This is a genomic window from Oceaniserpentilla sp. 4NH20-0058, from assembly GCF_040371755.1.
Lineage (GTDB): Bacteria > Pseudomonadota > Gammaproteobacteria > Pseudomonadales > Oceanobacteraceae > Bermanella.
This window is the reverse complement of sequence record NZ_BAABWE010000003.1, coordinates 225,091-247,906: the sequence shown is the minus strand read 5'-3', so window position 1 is coordinate 247,906 and position 22,816 is coordinate 225,091. Positions and strand designations below refer to the sequence as shown.

Genomic DNA, 22,816 nt, shown 5'->3' with positions numbered 1-22,816 from the left:
ATGTGGCTTTTTAAAGAGTTCGCTAAATTCTTTAAAAAGCCATTTATTGAAAAAGGAATGAAGGGTTGTCGGTTATTTTATGGGTTTTGAATTTTATAAGTAGGGTTTAACGATTTCACTCATCATTTTTATGTGATCATCATCAGAATTTAGCGCCGCAATGTAACGATATTGTTTACCACCGTTTTCTAAAAAGATTTCTTTGTTCTCTTCTGCAATTTCTTCAAGGGTTTCTAAACAGTCTGCACTAAAAGCTGGGCAAACTACGTCAACGGATTGAATGCCGTCTTTTCCCCACGCTTCTAATGTTTTATCTGTGTAAGGTTGAAGCCATTCAGTGGGGCCAAAACGACTTTGAAAGCACAATTGGTATTCGCTTTCTTTTAAATTGAGTTTTTTGACCATTAATTTGACGCTTTTAATTACTTGCGCTTGATAAGGGTCTCCTTTTTCAACATATATCTTGGGAATGCCGTGAAATGAAAACAATAATTTTTCACTGCGGCCGTTTTGTTGCCAAAATTCTTCAATCTTTTTTACTTGAGCGTCAATATAAAAAGGATTTTCATGGTAATCCTTAATTAAATGAAAAGAGGGTAAGTCTCTTTGTTTTTTTATAAAGTTTGCAACTTGATCGTATATAGCTCCGGTTGTGGTGGCGCTGTATTGCGGATATAGAGGTAAAACTATAATGTTTTCATAACCTTGCGAATTTAGTTTGGTTAATGCGCTTTTAAAAGAAGGGTTGCCATAGGTCATCGCTAGCTCTACGTGTGTGTCGTCCCCTAAGACATTTTGTAGTTTTTTCTGTTGCTCAAATCCGATTGTGCGAATCGGGCTGTCTTCTTCCCACACGCTTTGATAAAGCTTAGCTACTTTTTTAGGGCGTAAAGTCAAAACAATGCCGTTTAGAACTAACCACCAGATAGGATTACGTTTTATTACACGGTCATCCCATAAAAATTCTTTTAAGTATCGGCGAACCGCTTTTGCAGTGGGGGCATCGGGTGTCCCTAGGTTCACTAATACCACGGCCGTTTTTTGTGACATCTTGATACCTCATTTATTGGTAGGGCTATCATAGGTTATTTGCAGCAGTTTACGTAACCTTGCTTCAATTGGTTTTTATGACAGGCATTATTTTATTTGATTTAAATCAACAGGCATAAAAAAAGCCAGCATAGCTGGCTTTTTAACGTGTGCTTTTACTTAAGCAATAGCAGCAAAAACTGCGTCACGAATATCATCCAATGTACCTACACCAGGAATATGCGCATACTTTGGTGCGTTTTCGATGGTTAAGGCTTTGTAAAAACCAACAAGCGGTGCGGTTTGCTCGTGATAGATACCTAGACGTTTACGTACGGTTGCTTCTGCATCGTCTTCTCGTTGAATTAAGTCTTCGCCTGTTTCGTTATCTTTTCCTTCCACGGCAGGTGGATTGAAAATTACGTGGTAAGTACGACCAGAGCCTGGGTGAACACGACGTCCAGACATGCGTTTTACGATTTCTTCGTCGTCTACATCAATTTCAACAACGTAATCAATATCAACGCCCGCTTCAATCATGGCTTCTGCTTGTGGAATGGTACGAGGGAAACCATCAAATAAGCAGCCGTTTGCGCAATCTGGTTCTGCAATGCGTTCTTTTACTAAAGATATGATTAGGTCGTCTGAAACTAATCCACCTGTTTGCATGATTTCTTCAACTTGTTTACCAAGTGGGGTTCCAGCTTTTACGGCAGCGCGCAACATGTCACCAGTTGAGATTTGTGGAATGTTGTACTTTTCACAAATGAACTGTGCTTGAGTGCCCTTACCGGCGCCAGGGGCACCTAATAAAATTATACGCATTCATGTTTCCTTTAAGAGTTTCGATTCAATCTCCCAATAAGCCTTTTATCCCAAGGTCCATTGGGGCATTGCACCGTGTATGGCTGTTTAATTATTAAGCAGTACTATAAAAAAAAGCCAAACAATACCTGACCAAGCAACTTGGGGCAAGGGGTACTAAGGTGGTATAGGGAGACTTTAGAGGAAAGTGCCAGGATTTATAAGGGTTACAAGGTAGGTGAACACTGACCCCAATATTAAAAATACTGGGGGCAGTGCTAACTATTTGAGTTAATAGGGTTTATCCCGTGTTTCGCATACCAGCGGCAATGGCTGCCATGGTAACTTTTAACGCATGCTCCAGTTCGGGGTTCACTTTTTCCCCTTGTTGACGTGTTCGATGCAAAAGCTCGGCTTGTAAATAGTGTAGCGGGTCTGTGTATGGGTTTCTTACGGCCATGGAGGAGCGAAAAGCGGGGTTGCTATCGAGCAGCTGCGTTTGCTCTTTTATAAGATTGACGGTGTCTATGGCTTGTTGCAAGCGTTGGCGAATTTCTAAGCCTAATTGGGATTTATTTGCTTTGTTGGTGTCTTCTGGCGAGATAAGTGTGTGCTCGTAATATTCTGCAATACCTGAATCGGTTTTGCTTAGAATCATTTCAAGCATGTCCACTAAGGTTCTAAAGAAAGGCCAGTGCTGTGCCATGTCTTTTAAGGTGTCTAATTCATCTTCGTTAATGGCATCTCGCAGGGCTTTTTCGCTACCAAGCCAAGCCGGTAGCATGAGCCTAATTTGCATCCACGCGAATATCCATGGAATGGCACGTAAACTTTCCACGCCGCCCGTGGCTTTGCGTTTCGCTGGGCGAGACCCTAGTGCTAATTTCCCCAGCTCTTGTTCTGGGGTGACACTTCTAAAATATGAGACAAAATCTGGGTGTTCACGCACCACTGAGCGATAGCTTTTAACGGCAATCGCACTGAGTTTTTCTAGTAGCTCACGCCATTTTGCATCTGGCTCTGGTGGTGGTAGCTCTGTGGCTTGAAGTACTGCGGACATGTAAACCTGTAATGAACGCAAGGCCACTTCAGGGTTACCAAATTTGAAGCGAATCATTTCACCTTGTTCGGTTACACGTATGCGTCCGCGAACCGACCCCGGCGGTTGCGATAGTATGGCGCTGTGAGCGGGACCACCGCCACGGCCAACGGTGCCGCCACGCCCATGGAATAAGGTCAGTTCAATTCCGTGGTTGTCACATACATGGACCAATTCTTCTTGAGCTTTATATTGTGCCCAGCTGGCGGCTAATTGGCCTGCGTCTTTGGCGCTGTCGCTGTACCCCACCATGACCATTTGTTTGTGATTACAATATTCTCGATACCAAGGGATATCCAATAAGGTATTAATACTGTGGGATGCTTGGGTTAAGTCATCTAGGGTTTCAAATAGTGGGGCGATAGGCATGGGTTGCTTACGCCCTGAAATTTTAAGCAATAAGGCCACCGCTAATACATCGCTGGCGGCACCCGCCATGGAGATTACATAGGAGGCAAAGCAGCTGGGGTCTTCATTGGCGATAACCTTACAGGTATCTAAAACTTCTTGTACATCGGCACTGGGTTGCCATTCACTGGGTAACAAAGGGCGCTTGCTTTGTAGTTCGTTTAATAAAAACTTAACTCGTGTGGCTTCGTCCCACTCTAAATAATTACCTAAGCCTAAGTATTCGCATAGCTCGGCTAACACTTGTGACTGGCGGGTGCTTTCTTGGCGGATATCCAATTGGCAAAGGGTTAAGCCAAATGTATGGGCGCAGCGAATGGTATCCATAAGCTTGCCATTAGCGACCACTTCCATATGACAGTCAATTAAAGATTGATAACAAAGCTGTAAGGGTTCGATCAAGCTATTAAAATCGAACAGGCCTTTATTGCGGTTTTCTTTGTTACCTTTGATTTGGTCTTGAGTGTATTGCTGGGTTTCCCGTAAGCGTTGACGAACATCATTTAATAAATGGCGGTAAGGCTCTTTTACATCACCAACTACTGCACGTAAGGTGTCGTTGCAGTTTTCCATGGATAAATCGTTTACCAGATCGCCAAGGTCTCTTAGGTATAAATCAGCTGCCATCCAGCGACCTAACATTAATACGTTAGACGTGACTTTGGCGGTGACGTTGGGGTTGCCGTCACGGTCGCCGCCCATCCATGATTGAAAGCGAATAGGCACTGCATCTAATGGTAATGGGGTTAAATTGCGCGACACTAATAACTCATTTACTTCGCGATAAAAACGCGGAATCGCCTGCCAAAGAGCGCCTTCAATGACGGCGAAGCCCCATTTAGCTTCATCTTCTGGGGTGGGGCGTTGCTGACGTATTTCATCTGTGTACCAGATTTCAGCCACTACACGTTTTAAGTTTTCTAGTATTTGTTTGCGCTCGTATTCATATGGCTGAGTATCTAGGCCGTTTAAAGCGTTTAGGATGTGCTCGTATTTACCAATTAAGGTGCGACGGGTGACTTCGGTTGGGTGGGCCGTGAGCACTAATTGAATATTCAGTTGAGCCAGCTTTTGCTGAATTTCTTCGTCAGTGAATTTATCGCCTAAATCTTTTAGTAGGTCGTCTAGGTGTTGAAGGAAAGCTTCGCCGTCTTTGCGGCGACCACGAATCACATCGTGATACTGTTCTGCAATGTTGGCTAAATTCAAAAACTGGTTAAATGCGCGAGTAATAGGGGTGATGTCGTCATCCCTTAGGCCGTTTAGGTATTCGATTAGGGCTTTTGGTTCTTTTTGCGTGGCGCGGGCTTGTTTTGCATGGGTGCGAATTGTGACGATTTTCTCGATGAATTCGGCACCTAGGTCTTGTTCAATCACGTCACTGAGTAAATCACCCAGTAAGCGGACATTATCTTTTAAATCGGCATCCAAAGTATTTTGCATTCGTCATCCTAGGGAAGAAGCTTAAAATAAGTGTAGTTGCTGCTGGGGGCGCTTTGTATTCTTTATTAGTATTTTGCCAGTGTACATAGTTGTTGGGTTTAATGAAGAGAAGCAAAAACAGAGCCAAATAAAAATTGTAAGAAATAGTAACCAAGCCGTGTAGATTCAATTTGCTGAACTAAACTGTTCTATGTACGTTGTTTATTGTTGAGGTTGTAGTATGAATGTTCGGGATCTAATGTCTTCTTGGGAGTCAGCGAGCCATCAATCCACAGGAGACCAATCCTACGAATTACGATTACCGTTTAAAGATGCAGCACGTATTGAAGCCTTAGCGGGTTTGTACCCCGGCTTAAATCGTGATGAGGTAATCTCTCAATTGATTGGGGTAGCATTAGATGAAGTCGAGCGACAGATGCCTTATAAACAAGGGAAAAAGGTGGTCTGCCATGATGAACTGGGTGACCCTATGTACGAGGATGTTGGTCTAACACCTAAGTATTTGAAGCTAAGACACCAATTTGCGCAAACTCTGCACGACAAGAAAAAATCCGCTTAGTCACATTGGTGAGAAAAAAGGTGGGCATTGCCCACCTTTTTTGTGTGACTAAATAAGCGGCTCTTTAATTTAAGGTCACTTGCAGTATGCTGCGGCGTAAATCTGCGTTTAACAGCACCTTAGCATCGTTGGTGATGTTTTCGATGCGCTCGCCGAATTCAATATTATGTTCGCTATTTAAAGTAAGTACATTACGCTCTAATAACTCATCAATTAAGTTTTTAAACAGTGACTTATCAAAGAACTCTGGGGCATTCAAACCGTGCAGGATAGAGATGCGTTGTGCCATTAATGAGCAGTTTTTCACCATTTCCTCTTGGTTAACCTCTCCAGAGCCAGAGCGTTGCAAAAGGGCGATGGCAATATAATAGCGCTCTAAGATTTGAATAACCTGCTCAGATAGCACCGAGAGGATAATGTAATTATTAGAGCTAACCGGCGGGCGGAATAGTTCGTCGCCATTTTCAGTGAGGTAGCCTTTCTTAATACACAGGTCAATCCACTGACTTATGACCCCTTCGATTTGTGATTCTTCCCAGTGCAAAAATAGTTCAGATTTTAAATACGGGTAAATGGTAGTGGCAAAGCGTACTACCTCACTGCGCTTCATTTTGACGTTGTTAATAAACAAACATGCCAGCATAGACGGAATCGCAAATAGGTGGATCACGTTGTTACGGTAATACGTCAACATTACTGCTTGTGCTTCATCTACACGAATAATGTCCCCAAGAGGATGTTTTAAACGCTCAATGACGTGCATGTTCTCTGCGTAGTTGATCCAGTCCTGCCCGTTACCTTCTGGTAACTCAGTTAAGTGACTATATGGCATGTCTTTGGCTAATTCGCCATATAGATTAAGGGTTTGTGCCAAAATCTTTTCATCCATGGCTTGTTTAGGGGTGGCTAAAATAGCCAGAGCAACCATGTTAATTGGATTTAGCGCAGCGGCCTTGTTGATTTCAGTTACTACGTTAATGGCAAGCTCGTTGACCACTTGTTTTGTCCATTCTGGGCGAAAGTCTGGGCCGTGGTCTTCGCTTTTCCAATTAGGGCGACGTGCTTCAAGGAAGTTGTCTAAATTAATGGCATCGCCAAATGTTAGGTAGACTTTGCCGAAGTTCTTTTTCAAATCTTTTAAGGTTTTAAATACTCCTAAGAGGGATTCTTTCTTTTTCGCTTGGCCCCTTAGTTCACCCAAATAAGTACCGCCTTCAAACACCTTTTCATAACCAATGTAGACAGGCATGAATACGATGGGTTTGTGGCTGTCGCGTAAGTAGCTGCGCACCGTCATGGCTAACATGCCAGCGCGAGGTTTTAATGTACGACCAGTACGGGAGCGGCCACCTTCAATGAAATACTCGGTAGAATAGCCTGACGTAAAAACTGTGTGCAGGTATTCATCAAAAACTGCGCTATACAGCGGATTATCTTTAAAACTACGTCGCATAAAAAATGCGCCACCACGGCGCAAAATAGGCCCAACCACGGGTAGATTTAAGTTAATACCCGCGGCAATTTGTGGTGGTACAAAGCCTTTGGTAAATAGCACATATGAAAGTAATAGGTAATCAATATGGCTGCGGTGGCACGGCACATAAATGATTTCGTTATCTTTAAAAGTATCGTGGAGCTTGTCTAGGTTTTTGACTTGTACGCCGTTGTAGAGTTTATTCCATACCCATGACAGTACAATTTCTAAAAGACGTATGGTGGTGTGGCTTTGGTTAGAGGCGATTTCATCACCGTACTTTAACGCCCGTGCTTTGGCTTTTTCTATGGAAATGCCTTTATCAGCAGCTTCATGCTCAATGGCCGTCATGACCATTGGTTTGTGAACGAGGCGATGAACCAATGTACGGCGGTGGGATAAATCAGGGCCAATCACCGCGCTGCGGTTATGACGAAAATGTACCCGTAATACACGGCCAATTTTACGAATTAAGCGTGAGGCTTCCATGTCAGGATTTTCGCTGATGACATCCTGAACACTCATTGGCTCGCTAATGTGTACAAATGTGTGACGACCATTTAATAAAATACTTACAATACGGCGAAATTTCCCAGGGACTGACCACGAATCCCCAAGCCAAATTTTCAGAAAGCTTTTTTCCTTGTTTGGGGTGCGCCCCCAGTAAACATTCACTGGAACTATTTTTACTTTGATGTCTGGGTGTTGCTTAGATATTTCAATAAATTGAGGCGCAGACTTATGTAAAAACGGTTTAACACGGCGACTAAACCAATTGCCTTCGGGTTTTGATAGGTAAAATATGCGATTAGTAAACGCCACTCCTGCTATTTCAACGGGCTCTAGTGCACGGGGTAAACCCAGTTTACGGGTTTCGCTGTCTAATACTAAGCTGGCTGAAAAAGAGCGATTCGGCAGGGCATAAAAAACGTGGTCAGTGCCGTTTTCATCTAGGGCTTCTTTAGGGTCTTTGACGCCCATAACGGTAGTACGCACCCAAAGGGTGAGTATCCAGCGGAAAAACGAGTTGAAAATAGCGAGTAGCGCACGCAAGGTCATCACCTATTTATACTGATCATTGGCTAAAATACAGGCCAAACAGGAACCGATTTATACACATTAGTCGGTTCAGTCAAAATTTGTCGAATTGTAGCAGGTCTTTTTTACAAACCAACGTGAAAAACGTCCACCTTTTAAGCAATGCAAGTTTTATCTATTGAAATTGTTTCAAGTGGCCATATAGTAAGGTCACTTTTAACCTTAGCTGGAAACTTTCTTTGATAAGTACAGACTAAGAGCGCGATAAAATAATAAATAGAGAGTTTAATCATGATTCGTGTGCAAAATCTCACAAAACGGTTTGACCAATTTACAGCTGTTAATCAATTAAGTTTTGATGTGTCACCGGGTGAAGTACTTGGTTTCTTGGGGCCAAATGGTGCGGGTAAATCCACCACCATGAAAATGATCACTGGCTTTATTCAGCCCACCCAAGGCAGCATCAGTGTTTGTGATATTAATGTTCTAGAGCAGCCGCAAAAAGCCCAGCAAATTATGGGTTATCTACCAGAAGGGGCTCCAGCCTACGGCGAAATGACAGTGATTGCATTTTTACGCTTTATCGCCAAAGTCAGAGGCTTAACCGGTACGCTTGCGCAGCAACGATTAGATAAAGTCATTCAGCAAGTAGAGCTAGAACCCGTCTTAAACAAAACCATCGAGACTTTGTCTAAAGGTTTTGCCCGTCGTGTGGGGTTGGCACAAGCCATTATTCATGACCCTAAAGTGTTGATATTAGATGAACCAACCGATGGTCTTGATCCTAACCAAAAACACCATGTGCGTGAGTTAATCAAAGGTTTAGCCAAAGACAAAATCGTGATTATCTCTACTCACATATTAGAAGAAGTAAGCGCCGTATGTAGTCGCGCCTTAATCATTAGCGAAGGTAAGCTATTGCTTGATGGCAAGCCAGAAGAATTAGAGCGCAAAAGCCTTCATCATAATGCCATTTGTTTGCAACTGGCCCAAGATTACAACGATGTTCAGGAGCAACTGAGCAGTATTGATCAAATACTAAATGTTGAAGTGGTGGGCGATGAAGACGACCGTACTTACATGTTATTTCCTCAAAACGGCGAAATGCTGTTACCAGAAGTGGTTCGTTGGTTAGATAACCAGCAATGGGCCGTTGAAAATATTCACCTTGAAAAAGGCCGCCTTGACGATGTATTCCGTCAAGTGACGCGCGCAGAAACAGTCTAAGGAGCATGCCATGTCGTTAAATATGAATATGACTCGTATTGTCATGCAGCGTCAACTGCATAGTTATTTTGCCACCCCAATCGCTTATGTCTTCATCTTGATGTTTTTGGTGCTGGCGGGTGTGTTTAGTTTTTATCTAGGGCACTTTTATGAAAACGGCCAAGCGGATTTAAGCGCATTTTTTAACTTTCATCCTTGGCTGTACTTATTTTTTATGCCTGCTATTGCCATGGGCTTGTGGGCTCCAGAGCGTCAAATGGGCACCATTGAATTACTCATGACGCTACCAATTGGTCAGGCTAACGCAGTGGTGGGTAAATTTTTAGCCGCTTGGTTATTTGCTGGTATTGCTTTGCTACTGACGTTCCCGATGTGGATTACCGTTGCCTACTTAGGTGACCCAGATAACGGGGTTATCTTTGCTGGATACATAGGCTCTTGGTTAATGGCAGGGAGCTTTTTAGCCATAGGCAGCTGTATTTCGGCGTGTAATAAAAATCAAATTATTGCGTTTATTTTAACCGTCGTTGTGTGTTTTGTTTTCATGCTAAGTGGCGTGCCTCTGGTACTGGATAACTTTGCATGGGCACCGCAAATCATGGTGGATTTCATAGCCGGTTTAAGCTTTTTAACACGCTTTGATGCCATTGCCCGAGGGGTGCTAGATTTGCGCGATATCGTTTTCTTTTTAGCCATGATCGCCCTGTGGTTGTATTTCACTCAAGTTGCTTTGCAACATAACAAAGCTAAATAAGCGAGGAGAAAAATATGAAATCATCAGTATTTAAGTTTGTCTTTGCGCCAGTTTGCTTTGTGCTTGTGTTGGTTATTAGCCAAGTGGTATTTAAAGGGGCAAGGGTCGATGTAACCGATCAAAATATATATAGCCTGACTCAGGGCACGCATAATATCGTTAGCGCCCTAGAGCAAAACGTCACGCTTAATTTGTACTATTCAGACAAAGTAAGTAAAGACATTACCGCACTGCGCAGTTATGCCAAGCGTGTTGAAGAGTTGCTGCAAGAATATGTATTGTTGTCTGATGGTAAAATCACACTCAATATTATTGACCCTGAGCCGTTCTCAGAAGCCGAAGACAAAGCCGCAGAAGCTGGCCTGCAAGCGGTGCCTATTGCCACCGGGGATGACATTTATTTTGGTCTAGAAGCCAGCAGTGAAAATGGCAACAGCCAAACCATTACGTTTTTTCAACCGGACCGTGAGCCGTTTTTAGAATACGAAATCAGTGAGCTTATCTACCGTTTAGGACAGACACAATTACCAGTAGTCGGACTACTTACTGGTTTAGATATGCGTGGTGGTTTTGACATGCAATCTGGCGGGCCAACTCCTCCTTGGGTTGTGTTTGAGCAGATGGATCAACTTTACGATGTACGTTGGGTAGAAGACCAGCCAGAACAAATCGACGCAGAAATTGAGCTGCTTATTGTTGCTCAGCCAGATGCTTTAGATGAAATAAGTTTATACGCCATCGAACAATTTGTTTTGCGTGGTGGTAAGTTGCTGGCCTTTTTGGACCCTAAAGCAGAAAGCAAGCAAACCGATCCTTTAGATGATTTCACAGGCATTAACATTTTAGGGCCGTTGTTTGAACAGTGGGGCGTAAAGTATGACCCAACTCAAGTAGTGGTGGATGCTCAATACGGGTTGACCATCTCTATGGGACAAAATCAACCACCTATCCGACACCTAGGGTTATTAGGCGTACAAATTGATGGTATGAACCCTAATGAAGTGGTGACATCAGAATTGGAAACCCTAAACTTTGCCGCAGCAGGGTTCATAGAGCCAACCGCAGATGCTACAACCCAATTTGATAGCCTAGTATGGTCAAGCACCGTAGCTCAAGCCATAAGCCTGAATCAATACAACTTGGCGAAAGACCCAAGGCAACTAATGCAGGGCTTTGAACCCACAGGAGACAGCTATACATTAGCCGCCAGAATCAGTGGCCCAGCAAACAGCCACTTTGAGGCGTCTTTGCAACCAATCGAAGGAGCCAAGCCCCATATTGCCAGCAGCGAACAGATTAATGTCATGATTGTTGCCGACACCGACGTGCTGACTGACCGCCTATGGGTGCAAGTACAAAACTTTTTTGGGCAGCGCATCGTTCAGCCTTGGGCTGATAATGGCGCGTTTGTACAAAATATGGCCGAGCAATTTTTAGGTAGCGATGACCTCATCACCATTCGTAGCCGTGGCCGCTTTACACGCCCATTTGAAGTAGTACAAGACTTAAGACAAGCAGCACAAGACAAATACTACGAAAACGAGCAAGCCCTGCAGCAACAGCTAGAGGACACAGAGAAGCGCCTAGCCGATTTAGAACAGCAGCGCGACAAAGACACACTTACCTTAAGTCCAGAGCAAGAAGCTACTTTAAGCGGCTTTCAGCAAGAAAAACTGCGCATTCGTAAAGCCTTAAGGGATGTTCGTCACGAACTGGATAAAGACATAGAAGGTCTTGGGACTTGGCTCAAAGTGCTAAATATTGCTATTGTACCTATAATACTGACCTTGATACTGTTATTGCTGGCTCGCATAACGTTACGTCAAGGCCATAAAAAAGCATAATCAGTACTAGGGAATAGACAGTATGCACCATGGATTTACCGAAATTGATGTCGAAGTGGATGATGGTTTCGTGATTGTGACTCCTGAAGGCGCATTTAATGTTGAGGGCGTGCGAGAGTACGAAACACAATTCCTCAAAAAGATTAAACCGCTAATGGGTAAAACTTGGGGCATACTCAACGTATATGACACCTATGAAACCGGTGGGCCAGACGTACAAGACATGGTGCGCAAGCAATTTATGTGGTCCTGCGCCCATGGCTGTGCCTATTTGGGCTTTGTAGTGAATAACCCCCTGCATGAATATGCCGCACGAGTTACCACCAAAGATGTCGAAGGTCTCAAGGAAATGCGCATATTTCGTGACCACAAAGAAGCCTTGGAATGGATGCGAGAATCCATTTCTAAGGCCAATAACACGTAACACAACCCCTCAATAACTCTCAATAACAGCCATAAGCGGAAAACTGAAAACTTCCCGCTATACTAAAAAAGTGGCATGCAAAATGAGAGTAGTCCATGGACAATGGCCAATTCAGTGTGAATCAAGACGGTAATCTAATCACCTGTCGCCCAAAAGGCGCATTTGATATGGAATTAGCCGTGCAATACGAAAAAAACTTCGATCAAACCGTTAAAAAGCTAAACGGTCAAAACTGGGGGCTGCTGAGCATATACAACGAAAGCGCCAGTGCTGAGCCCGCCGTACAGCAGCGCGTTTGGGCGCAACTAAACTGGTGTCTACACCATGGCTGTGATTTTATGGCGTTTGTAGTGTGTAACTCGTTACAGCGCCGCTTAGTAGATGAAGTGACCAAAAACCTACCGTTTAAAGACCTGCAAATTTTTCAAAACGAAGATCAAGCCCTCAACTGGATCAAGGATAAATTAACGAGTTAGTTTATACCTTGGAATCCTGCATACCTTGAGTATTTATACCGTTATCTATATTAGCCCGCATAACATCGAGTTCAGCATGAGCTCGGTTATGTGGATGGCAGTATAGTAAATGTGCTAAATGACCAGAATGTCAGCTTTAAGCAGAAGCAAACCTCCCTTTTAATAATGAGGAGGTGGCGTTTCATCTTCTGGGCTTTTGATATTAGCAGGGGAGACTTGCTCTAAACGGCTATTTAAGTGTTTTACAGCCCGCTCCATTAAGCTAATTTGAGCTTGTTGCTGGGTAACAATGTCGTTCAAATCGTCAAGATTTTGTTCTAAGAAAGCAATACGGAACTGCAAGTCTTCAATGTGTTGTTGGTCGCTTTGGGTCATAAGTTCTATCGTGTTGATTTTTAACGCTAATTCATATTAGATACACAGGCTTGCCTGAATTGTACACCAAGCAAGTGTAACAACTGACAAATAAAGTAAGAAAGAAGGTTAAAGATGGAAAACTCATTGTTTAAGAAAAGTTTGATCTGCGTGCTGCTGGCGTTACCCACACCTGCATTAATGGCGGCACTGTTCTCTGTAGCTGGCGGTAGCGCCATCTTCGCATTTACACAACCTGCTGCCGAACAAGGCGTAGGCTTCTATTTTCAACAAGAAGGGGCAATTGCCGCTTACATAGCAGCCGCGTTCGTCGCGTTTGTTGTGTTATTTATAGCAGCAAGCGGCTCTGGCCAAGGACAAGGTAAACGTCGCGGCACTGGTACACTAGTAGAACAAGACGTAGACGACGGCCGTGAACGCGGTGTTGTTAAATGGTTCAACGTGAAAAAAGGCTTTGGCTTTGTTACCCGCGATAACGGCGACGATGTATTTGTACATTTCCGTAGCATCCGTGGCAGCGGTCACCGTTCACTAAGCGAAGGCCAAGCGGTTAAGTTTAGCGTAGTAGACGGACAAAAAGGCTTACAAGCAGAAGACGTATCGGTTGTTCGCTAAGCGATACCCACTCTAAAGAAACCCGCCATTGAGCGGGTTTTTTTATGCCTATATTATTAATTCACGCAGGGAAGAACAAAACAAAGGAGTGAAGATGAACATAAAACAACACTGGCTTGAAATCACAAACGTTATACAACAAGCCCAAAAATCTAATATGCATTGCGCCATTGCCAGTGTGGATGAAAATGGCATACCTAATATTACGCCCATCGGCACCGTTTTTTTACGGGATGACCAAAGCGCATACTTTTTTGATTCTTTTACTTCGCAATTAGCCAGTAATGTTCAGCATAACCCAAATGTATGTTTAAGCGCGGTAAACAGCAGCACCATGTATTGGCTTAAATCGTTTTTTAAAGGACGCTTTAGCTCAGCACCGGGTGTTCGCTTATACGGCACCATGGGGCCATTAAGAGCAGCCACACAAGAAGAATTAACCGCCGTTGCCAAGCGCATCAAACCCAAGAAGTTATTTAAGGGCAGTAAACTCATTTGGTCAGACTTTACACATGTAAGAGACATAAAATTTACAGAGTTTAGGCCCGTGCAATATCCAAAAATGATGGAAGGATTATGGGAGAGGGGCTAACCCTCAAAAATGAATCAATTTTTTATTAGATATAAGTCAGGAGCTTTTTTACTTTGTTGAAATACTCATAACTAGTTGATACTTAGGTTTCAAATAGGTATAAAAACCTTTTAATCTTATAACAAATCATTAGAAAATTTAGGTTAGCATGGATCAGCTAGAAGCATTAAAGTCAAAACTGCAAGCCTTCGCCGACGAGCGCGATTGGGATCAGTTCCATTCCCCCAAAAACCTATCCATGGCATTAAGCGTTGAAGCATCTGAATTAGTTGAATGCTTCCAATGGCTCACCGAAGAGCAATCGAAAAACTTATCCCCAGAACAGCGCCAAGCGGTTATTGATGAAATGGCCGACATACAAGTGTATCTATTACGCCTCGCCACCAAGCTCGATGTAGACATGTTAAAAGCGGTTGAGCAAAAAATGGTGAAAAACGCTGCGAAATATCCGGCGGATTTGGTGAAGGGTAGTGCAAAGAAGTATACCGAATACGAGCAAAGTAAGCAGATAGATGCAAAGGGCCATAAGCCGTGAGCAAGCCCGAATTCAAAATAGAGAAATATAGTTTTTGTGAGAAGGGTATTAGCGACCTTCAAAGCAATCACTTTGCCAAAAATCTATGGCCAGTGGTTTATCTACTAAGCGGTGGTAAAAATAAGAAAAAGCAGGCTTACATTGGTGAAAGCACTAATGTCACCTCACGCATGAACACACACCTCAGTAATGATGTAAAAGCTGAATTAAACACATTGCAGCTCATTAGCAGTGAAAAGTTTAATAAGTCAGCGGCGCTGGATATCGAGTCAAGTTTAATACGTTACCTTGCAGCCGATGGGCAGTTTGATTTGCTTAACAGTAATCTTGGCATCGCTAACCATAATTATTACCAAAAGAAAGAAGTCTATGAAAATATCTTTGAAGGTGTATGGGATGAGCTGCGCGCAAAAGGGTTAGCAAAACATTCCCTGCCCGCTTTAAATAACTCCGATATTTTTAAATATTCACCTTATAAATCCCTCTCGTTAGAACAAGAGCAGGGGGTGATCAATATTTTAAGATGCTTATTAGATACTGAGCACAATACCGTAATAGCAGAAGGGGGCGCGGGTACGGGTAAAACAATTCTGGCTATCTATCTATTTAAGCTATTGCTATCCGATGAGCCTATATATGTCGATGAAACAGAAGATTCCAGCACGTCCATTCTTAAATCACTGGTTGACCGATTCAAACAGCAGTACCCAAACCCAAAGATTGCTTTAGTTATTCCCATGTCATCGTTTCGCGGTACCTTAAAAAAAGCGTTCCGTAATATTCGGGGGTTAAACCCCAAAATGGTCATGTCACCCTCTGAGGCCGTAAAAGAAAAGCTGGACTTAATTGTGGTGGATGAATCCCACCGGTTAAGAAGGCGAGTAAATTTAGGGGCGTATTTTGGAGGTTTTGATAAAACCTGTGAATCACTAGGTTTAGATAAACATACCTGCAGCGAATTAGACTGGGTGCTTTTGCAGTCACACAAGCAAGTATTGTTTTATGATGAAATGCAATCTATCAAGCCATCGGATGCCAAACACGAAGACTTTTATAAACTTAAACGCAGCCCACAAACCAAGATAACCGAACTTAAATCCCAGTTTCGATCCCGTGGTGGTAACCAGTACTCTGATTTTGTAAACAACCTACTTAATGTCAACTTAAAGGCAGGCACGGTTTTTAACCACAAAAAATACGAGCTAACACTCTACGAATCACTACCTGATATGATCACCGCCATGCAGCAGTGTGAAAGACAGTATGGCTTGTCTAGATTAGTAGCGGGTTTTGCTTGGCCGTGGGCATCTAAAAACGACAAAACGGTTTATGACATTAATATTGGAGATATCAGCCTACAGTGGAACTCCACCGCAACAGATTGGATAAACAAAAAAGATGCACAAAACGAAGTAGGCTGCATACATACCACCCAAGGCTATGATCTAAATTACACTGGGGTAATACTGGGCCCAGAAATCTCATTTGACCCAATCAAAAAAGAAATCGTTATTATTGAAAAAAACTATTTTGATAAAAACGGCAAGCAATCCATAAAAGACCCAGCTGAACTAAAAAGCTACATCATTAATATTTACAAAACCATTTTATTGCGCGGCATTCGTGGCACGTACCTATATGCCTGTGACCCTGAGCTACGCCACTACCTATCGCAGCATATCAAAGTGGTTGAACAGGCAAAACCACAAGAACGGGTTACGCCAGAGATTATGCCCATAGAGCTAGTTAAGCCTTTTGTGAATGCTATCCCTTTGTACGACTTTAAAGCGGCGGCGGGTGGCTTTAGCGAACAGCAAAGTATTGAGGATATTGAATGGATAGCCCTTCTAGAAGGGCAGCAGCCATCACAGGATTTATTTGCCTGTTATGTGGTAGGTGAATCCATGAATAAAATCATACCAGACGGATCATTGTGTTTATTTAAGGCCAACCCCGGCGGCAGCCGCAATGGCAAAATAGTACTAGTGCAACACCGTAATATTGAAGACCCAGACCATGGTGGTACCTACACAGTCAAAATGTATAGCAGTGAAAAAATAGAAGAAGATGGTGTGCTGGTGAATCAGCGCATTGTGCTTAAGCCAGAAACCAATGCTGATGGGTATTCGCCGATTGTTATTGAGGATGGTGGAGGGGAACTGGTTGTGGTTGGTGAGTTTTTATCTGTGATTTAGCTTATGTAGACCTGCGTGATAAGCACTTTTTGTAATGAAACACTGATCAATCGTGTTGTGAATAATTTTGATTTTTATGGTTAGGGAAGTCTGTAGTGTTAAATCAATCTGATACAAATATAGAAGCGGTATCCACATTAATTTTAAACCAAGGTTTTGATGTGGCCTTTCTAGTTCCAACAGAAACAGCTATGGGGAAATCCATAATGGATGCACATGGCTCAGTTCGTTCTTTTTTGAAAAGAAATAATATTCATGATTATGAAACGCAGCCACAGGGTCCCAAGGAATATTTAAACGTAAACTTCATTACTGCTGGTGAAGTCTATGTAAGAAAAGTATCACTTTACCGCCCAGAAACTAAAGAAGGTGACCCAAGGATTTGGATTTATGGCTTGAAGAAATTAGCAAATCCCTGGAACTTAATTGCTTTAATATATACAGCAGGAGAATTGTATGCTGTTAATTGTTCCAATAATAGTGATTTAACCAGAGCCTTAGATCATGTGATTCCTAAGCCTGTCTCTTCAATTAGTAGTACCGCATCAGAGCTTCTGCTTAAATTAAAAGCTATATCACAAAGAGGGATGATACCCTCAATGCGTCAAGGGGATACAGGTGTTGGTATGACCCTAGAAACGTTATTAGGTATAGAGGCCAACTCGAATAGAGCGCCTGATTATCATGGCATTGAGTTAAAAGCATCAAGAGTTAAAAAGGGTGCTAGAAGAAAAAACAAAAATCAACTGTTCTCTAAAACCCCTAACTGGAAGCTTTCTCCTGTAGGAAGTGCTGAAAACTTAGTCATGACTAGGGGGTACGTTGATCAAGATGATCAATATGCCTTAAGACATACTGTTAGCGGAGAAAAGCCTAATTCGCTGGGTCTCTATCTAGATATCGATTATACGAATAACTATTTACGACAAATGTTCACTGATACGAACATTAGTGATTTTAACCCTAAGCATGATATGACTTGGTTGGTAGGCGATCTTAGGAAGGCCTTGCAGAAAAAACATAGTGAGACGTTTTGGGTCAAGGCTTTACATAATAACGACAGACATAATGAGGCTTTCCATTATGTCGAGGTTGAGCACACTAGCAACCCATATATAGACAAGCTAGAGACCTTGTTAGAAACAGGGTTGATAACTATGGATTATACGCTTCATCTGAAGGAAAGCGGGAAGGCGAGAGATCACGGCTACCTCTTCAAATTAAAAGCAAATAGCATCGAATCATTATTCCCTAAGCCACTAATTTATGACCTAACAGAATAGTCTGAAATATATTGGGAATACCTGGACTTATTCGCCAGCAAGGTTATAATGTGTAAATTGATAAATACACCTAATGAACAACATATGAATTACATCGAACTATTTGCGGGCTGCGGGGGATTGTCACTGGGGCTTGAAAAAGCCGGCTTTGATCTTTTAATGGCCAATGAGCTATCCCCAATGGCAGCTGAGACTTTTGCATATAATCATTGCCATGAGGATTTGAGAGGACTAGCTGATACGAATGGTAAAGCGGAAAATACGCTGTGGCTGAGCAGCCAATTTATCGATCTAAAAAGCAGGTTAAGGGAAAACCCCTTTAGCTACCCTTCTTTAGGTCAAGGGGTGTGCGACCTTCCCAAAGACCCTAACGATGTTAAAGGTAAAATGGTTGTTGGGAACTTAATTCAGTTAAATGAATTTCTAAGTGAAAACCCTAAATATGTAAAAGCACTTAAATCAGGGTTTGGTGCTTGGGGACTTGATCTTATATCTGGTGGCCCCCCTTGTCAGAGCTTTAGTCTGGCAGGAATGCGAAAAAAAGATTGTGATAAAAATAGCCTTCCTTGGGAGTTTGCAAATTTTGTAGAGATATTAAACCCAAAATTTGCATTGCTGGAAAATGTAACAGGAATTCTCAGGCCCTTTAAGGAAGATGGGGTGAGTTACCATGCATGGTTTGAAGTGGCTAAGACATTTGCTGGTAAAGGATATGTGCCATTGTGTTTGCATATTAATGCGAGATTAGTTGGAGTACCCCAGAATCGCCCTAGATTTATTATGATTGCAGTGCGTCATAATATAATCAGTAAACTGTCCAAAGGATTTAATGAAAGTGAAAAAGAGTTATTTAAAGAATCAATAGCTTTATATAAGGCAATCAAGAAAGGTGAAGAACCTGAATTGGGAGAGTGCGGGTTTAATTATTTTGATGCGAATAAGGCGGAAGGTAGGACTATATTTAAAGAAACGTTTTTATCACACTTGGTTGAGTACGAAGAGTCAGATCAAGTGTCTGTTGAACATGCGCTCGATGACCTTAAAATAAATAATCCATCTAAGTCATCAAAATATGTTCGAGACCTTAATTCAACTTTTAATAAATTATTAGATGAAACGAAAGAACTGAATAATCATGAATTAAGAAGTAATAGTCCCTTGGTTCAAAGGCGCTTTAGGCTTTACCAAATAATGCAAGATGTGGGCAAGCCTTTTGCTAAAGAAATTTTTAGTATATTAAAAGGTGAGTCAGCTAGATTAACTGATCAAGCTTGGTCAAGTTTTTCCAAATATGAATATTTAAATGAAGATGGTAATGATTTTAGATTTGATCAGAAAATAGAATTTGTCAAATACCTTCAAAATCACCCTACTAAAAAACAAACACAGAAGGCGCTTATAGCGAAAGAGCCAGCACCTGCTGCGTTATCCATCCCTGATGATGCTTGCCACTATGATTATCATGAATTAAGAACCTTAACTGTTAGAGAGATGGCCAGAATCCAGTCCTTTCCTGACGACTTTGTTTTTAGGTCAAAGATTACGACAGGGGGGCAAATGAGGAGATTCGAAGTTCCTCAATATACTCAAGTAGGAAATGCAGTTCCGCCGTTGTTAGGGGTTGCTTTGGGTGATGTAATTAGAAAATTATTAAGCGCTAAATAATGAATAATTCGTGTTAGCGGTTTAATCTAGTTTTGTCCAAGGGTGTGCCAGTTTCGGCTGACCACTCATATTGTGAGTGCAACTAATACTGAAGAGCTTGTCTCTTAGTCGTGAAAACGGCTTGCCCCGTTAGGGGTGTTGAACGAATGTACTTTAGACACCTTTGGACTCTTATTATTTAACAGTTTTGTCTTAGAGTGTGTTAGCTTCGGCTGATCACTCACTTAGTGAGTGCAACTAATATTGAAGAGGCCTGCCTCTTAGTCATGATCACGGCTTGCCCGAATCAAGGCGAATCAAGGGGTCGGAGTACTTGAAATATTGAACATTCTAAAATTAATTTTATTAAACATATTCCACTGACCTCGCCCAACCCCCATTCACCCGATCAATCCGACGTCGATTCCGATTATTCTTACCAAGCTGTCCTGTATTAAAAGTGTCTAACCCTAAACAAATAACAACCTTGGGTTGGATGATGTTGATCATGTTTTTTTGAAGCCTGAGTACAAAAAAATCTATGTGGCTGTGAAAATAAACTCGACAAGACCCAATTTGGGTCCTATAGTTTGAGTGCCATGAATACAAACATTGGAGACGCCTTGTTCACCAAGGCGCAGCAAAAAGTGCTGGCTTTATTATTTGGTCAGCCAGAGAAAAGCTTTTATTTAAATGAAGTCGTGCGCATTGCAGGTATGGGCAGAGGTGCCATCAGTCGTGAATTAAGTAATTTGGTCGCAGCTGGATTGTTAGTGGTGAGTAAGCAGGGTAACCAGATCCATTATCAAGCCAATGAAGTTAACCCTATTTTTACCGAGCTTGTTTCTATTGTTAAAAAGACCTTTGGTGTAAAAGGGGTGTTACAGGGTGCGCTAGCGTCTGTATTACCTCAGCTAGAGCTTGCCTTTATTTATGGCTCCATCGCTAAAGGTGAAGAACACGTAGGGAGTGATGTGGATGTAATGTTGGTCGGGAATGATTTAAGCTACACCGAGATCATGACTTTACTAGCGTCAGCTGAAACGCAATTGCAACGGCCAGTGAATCCAACGATTTACTCACCACAAGAACTGGCTCAGCGTTTACAAGATGGCCAGAGCTTTGTAAGTAAAGTGATGGCACAACCCCAAGTTGATTTATTAACATAAAGCTAACGAATAGGCAGGATGCCCATGCAAGCGTTGGATAACTTAGTCAAAATACAACAATTAAAACCTGAGCCCCCTGATGCTCAAGAGTTCGCGGGCATGTGCCGTGCGGGCGAAATTAAGCTGAACGATGCTTTGATTCAAGGATTGAGCGAAGACAGTCAGTTTTCGTTAGCGTATGGAGCAGCTCATGCCCTTTCATTAGCTGCTTTATGCTGGCATGGTTATCGAAGCGATAGTCGTTTTTTAGTGTTTTAGTGTTTAGAGCATACGTTGCAATTAGATAAAGCAAAGTGGCGGGTATTGGATCAATGTCATAAGGCCAGAAACTTGGCAGAGTATGAAGGTCATTTGGATGTGAACCCTCAACTGCTCAAAGAGTTAATCACCATCAGCAAAGAAATTTTAGATTTAGTAAAAGCACTGCCACCCATTGAGTCATAATAAAATATAAGTAAGTAAGTAAGTAAGGTGCTCCTTTATGGCGAGCTTATAGCCAAGCATGACGAGCTATTTTATAAATGAGCCGATTATTTAGTTTATTCGGCTCATATAGTGAGCCGAATAGCACTGGTTAATTGGCTCATGCCCATCCCCAGTAAGCAAAACCTGTTATTCTTTGTTCACCTTATTTAGCAGAACCCCATTATGGAACTGATGAAAAACGGCCTTGGTCTGCCTGCGGTTAAGCGCATAAGTGATGCGCTTGCAAAAACAGCGGCGTTAGAAAAATCATTTGATGAGGCGGCCTTTATTCAAGCGGCCACAGGCCCACTTGAGTCATTAGAATTAAAACAACGGGTGCAGCACCTTATTAAGGTATTGCATGAGTTTTTACCGGCGGGGTTTGAGCAAGCAGTTGAATGTTTGTTGCAGTTGCCCTGTGTGTGGGACGCGGGTGACCCTGACGACCCGCTGCGTGGGTTTGCCGCTTGGCCCATTATCGATTATATCGCTGAGCATGGGGTGGATCACCCACAATTGGCGCTGCCTGCACTGCGTGAATTAACCCACATGTTTTCAGCGGAATTTGCCATTCGCCCGTTTTTGTTGGCCCACCCAGAGTTGTGCCATGCACATTTTGAAGCTTGGGTACAAGACGAAAGCGAACACGTGCGCCGTTTGGTATCAGAGGGTACAAGGCCCCGTTTGCCGTGGGGTATTCAGTTAAAACCCTATGTAAAAGACCCGACTGATAATTTACCTTGGTTAGAGGTTTTAAAAGACGACGCCAGCTTGTATGTGCGCCGCTCGGTGGCCAATCATTTAAACGACATCAGTAAAGACCACCCGCAATTGGTGTTAGATCATTGCAAGGCGTGGTATCCCAACAGTAATGAGCATGTAAAGTGGGTGATCAAACACGCTACCCGTACCTTAGTGAAGGCGGGTCACCCTGAGGTGTTTGAGTTGTTAGGGCATACTAAAGAGGTGCAAGTTAAAAACCTTGAGTTAAAACTAGCAGCTGACAATTTAGTGTTAGGGGATTCGTTAGAGTTTGAGTTATCGCTTATGTCGGCAGGTACTGAGCCTCAGTCTTTGGTGGTGGATTTTGCTTTGCATTTTATGAAGGCCAACGGCAGTACTTCGCCCAAGGTGTTTAAATGGAAAACCCTTAATTTATCGGCGGGGCAGTCGGTAAACTTGCAAAAGAAACACGCCATTAAAGCCATTACTACCCGTAAGTATTACAGTGGTACGCAAATGCTTGAGGTGCTGATTAATGGTCAGCCAGTGGCACAGGCATCGTTTTTTCTTCAGGTGTAGCTTGGGCAACAGAAAACAAAAACGGCCTCATTAGGCCGTTTTTTGATGGGTTTTATGCAAGA

The 22,816-nt window shown here is 42.6% G+C and carries 20 protein-coding genes; 15 read left to right on the top strand and 5 right to left on the bottom strand.

The window, feature by feature from the left end:
* Positions 1 to 93: 93 nt before the first annotated feature.
* From hemH to ppc, 3 genes are all read right to left on the bottom strand, one after another.
* Positions 94 to 1,050, bottom strand: a complete 957-nt coding sequence (gene hemH / locus ABWV45_RS06375; RefSeq protein WP_353349830.1) for a ferrochelatase — start codon at positions 1,048 to 1,050, stop codon at positions 94 to 96.
* Positions 1,051 to 1,209: 159 nt separating this feature from the next.
* A complete protein-coding gene (adk, locus tag ABWV45_RS06370) occupies positions 1,210 to 1,854 on the bottom strand; it encodes an adenylate kinase (RefSeq protein WP_353349828.1) in 645 nt (214 codons plus the stop codon).
* Positions 1,855 to 2,134: 280 nt separating this feature from the next.
* The gene (gene ppc / locus ABWV45_RS06365) at positions 2,135 to 4,783 is read right to left on the bottom strand and encodes a phosphoenolpyruvate carboxylase (protein WP_353349826.1); all 2,649 of its coding nucleotides are present in this window, start codon (positions 4,781 to 4,783) and stop codon (positions 2,135 to 2,137) included.
* Between the two features lie 220 nt (positions 4,784 to 5,003).
* Between ppc and ABWV45_RS06360 the strand changes: the two genes are divergently transcribed.
* Positions 5,004 to 5,342: a type 1 pili tip component gene (locus tag ABWV45_RS06360; RefSeq protein WP_353349824.1), complete on the top strand. Its 339-nt coding sequence runs from the start codon at positions 5,004 to 5,006 to the stop codon at positions 5,340 to 5,342.
* A 64-nt stretch (positions 5,343 to 5,406) separates the two neighbouring features.
* Here the strand turns inward: ABWV45_RS06360 and plsB are convergent, their stop codons facing one another.
* On the bottom strand, positions 5,407 to 7,875 hold the full coding sequence (gene plsB / locus ABWV45_RS06355) for a glycerol-3-phosphate 1-O-acyltransferase PlsB (protein WP_353349916.1): 2,469 nt from the start codon (positions 7,873 to 7,875) through the stop codon (positions 5,407 to 5,409).
* 270 nt (positions 7,876 to 8,145) lie between these two features.
* Here plsB and ABWV45_RS06350 point away from each other — a divergent pair, with 270 nt between their 5' ends.
* The 5 genes from ABWV45_RS06350 (at position 8,146) to ABWV45_RS06330 (ending at position 12,579) form a co-directional block, all read left to right on the top strand.
* Complete coding sequence (locus ABWV45_RS06350) at positions 8,146 to 9,081, top strand: ABC transporter ATP-binding protein (RefSeq protein WP_353349822.1); 936 nt, start codon at positions 8,146 to 8,148, stop codon at positions 9,079 to 9,081.
* Positions 9,082 to 9,091: 10 nt separating this feature from the next.
* Positions 9,092 to 9,835, top strand: coding sequence for an ABC transporter permease subunit (locus tag ABWV45_RS06345; protein WP_353349820.1), 744 nt, complete (start codon positions 9,092 to 9,094; stop codon positions 9,833 to 9,835).
* Between the two features lie 14 nt (positions 9,836 to 9,849).
* Positions 9,850 to 11,679 carry a GldG family protein gene (locus ABWV45_RS06340; protein ID WP_353349818.1) on the top strand — a complete coding sequence of 610 codons (1,830 nt, stop codon included), beginning with the start codon at positions 9,850 to 9,852 and terminating at the stop codon, positions 11,677 to 11,679.
* Between the two features lie 22 nt (positions 11,680 to 11,701).
* The gene (locus ABWV45_RS06335; protein ID WP_353349817.1) at positions 11,702 to 12,103 is read left to right on the top strand and encodes a hypothetical protein; all 402 of its coding nucleotides are present in this window, start codon (positions 11,702 to 11,704) and stop codon (positions 12,101 to 12,103) included.
* Between the two features lie 95 nt (positions 12,104 to 12,198).
* Positions 12,199 to 12,579, top strand: coding sequence for a hypothetical protein (locus ABWV45_RS06330; RefSeq protein ID WP_353349815.1), 381 nt, complete (start codon positions 12,199 to 12,201; stop codon positions 12,577 to 12,579).
* Positions 12,580 to 12,738: 159 nt separating this feature from the next.
* Here ABWV45_RS06330 and ABWV45_RS06325 read toward each other — a convergent pair whose 3' ends face one another.
* Positions 12,739 to 12,954, bottom strand: a complete 216-nt coding sequence (locus ABWV45_RS06325; RefSeq protein ID WP_353349813.1) for a SlyX family protein — start codon at positions 12,952 to 12,954, stop codon at positions 12,739 to 12,741.
* A gap of 114 nt (positions 12,955 to 13,068) precedes the next feature.
* Between ABWV45_RS06325 and ABWV45_RS06320 the strand changes: the two genes are divergently transcribed.
* The 9 genes from ABWV45_RS06320 to ABWV45_RS06280 all read left to right on the top strand — a co-directional run bounded on the left by ABWV45_RS06320 (position 13,069) and on the right by ABWV45_RS06280 (position 22,754).
* Positions 13,069 to 13,569, top strand: coding sequence for a cold-shock protein (locus tag ABWV45_RS06320; RefSeq protein WP_353349811.1), 501 nt, complete (start codon positions 13,069 to 13,071; stop codon positions 13,567 to 13,569).
* Between the two features lie 94 nt (positions 13,570 to 13,663).
* Positions 13,664 to 14,161, top strand: coding sequence for a pyridoxamine 5'-phosphate oxidase family protein (locus ABWV45_RS06315; protein ID WP_353349809.1), 498 nt, complete (start codon positions 13,664 to 13,666; stop codon positions 14,159 to 14,161).
* 148 nt (positions 14,162 to 14,309) lie between these two features.
* Positions 14,310 to 14,696, top strand: a complete 387-nt coding sequence (locus ABWV45_RS06310; RefSeq protein ID WP_353349807.1) for a nucleotide pyrophosphohydrolase — start codon at positions 14,310 to 14,312, stop codon at positions 14,694 to 14,696.
* Positions 14,693 to 16,891, top strand: a complete 2,199-nt coding sequence (locus tag ABWV45_RS06305; RefSeq protein ID WP_353349805.1) for a DNA/RNA helicase domain-containing protein — start codon at positions 14,693 to 14,695, stop codon at positions 16,889 to 16,891. Before ABWV45_RS06310 ends, ABWV45_RS06305 begins: the two co-directional genes overlap by 4 nt.
* A 95-nt stretch (positions 16,892 to 16,986) precedes the next feature.
* A complete protein-coding gene (locus ABWV45_RS06300) occupies positions 16,987 to 18,174 on the top strand; it encodes an MvaI/BcnI family restriction endonuclease (protein ID WP_353349803.1) in 1,188 nt (395 codons plus the stop codon).
* A gap of 84 nt (positions 18,175 to 18,258) precedes the next feature.
* Complete coding sequence (locus ABWV45_RS06295) at positions 18,259 to 19,839, top strand: DNA cytosine methyltransferase (protein ID WP_353349801.1); 1,581 nt, start codon at positions 18,259 to 18,261, stop codon at positions 19,837 to 19,839.
* A 578-nt stretch (positions 19,840 to 20,417) separates the two neighbouring features.
* Positions 20,418 to 20,987, top strand: coding sequence for a nucleotidyltransferase domain-containing protein (locus ABWV45_RS06290; protein WP_353349799.1), 570 nt, complete (start codon positions 20,418 to 20,420; stop codon positions 20,985 to 20,987).
* A gap of 24 nt (positions 20,988 to 21,011) precedes the next feature.
* Positions 21,012 to 21,245: a hypothetical protein gene (locus tag ABWV45_RS06285; RefSeq protein ID WP_353349797.1), complete on the top strand. Its 234-nt coding sequence runs from the start codon at positions 21,012 to 21,014 to the stop codon at positions 21,243 to 21,245.
* A gap of 390 nt (positions 21,246 to 21,635) precedes the next feature.
* Positions 21,636 to 22,754, top strand: coding sequence for a DNA alkylation repair protein (locus ABWV45_RS06280; protein ID WP_353349795.1), 1,119 nt, complete (start codon positions 21,636 to 21,638; stop codon positions 22,752 to 22,754).
* Positions 22,755 to 22,816 lie beyond the last annotated feature (62 nt).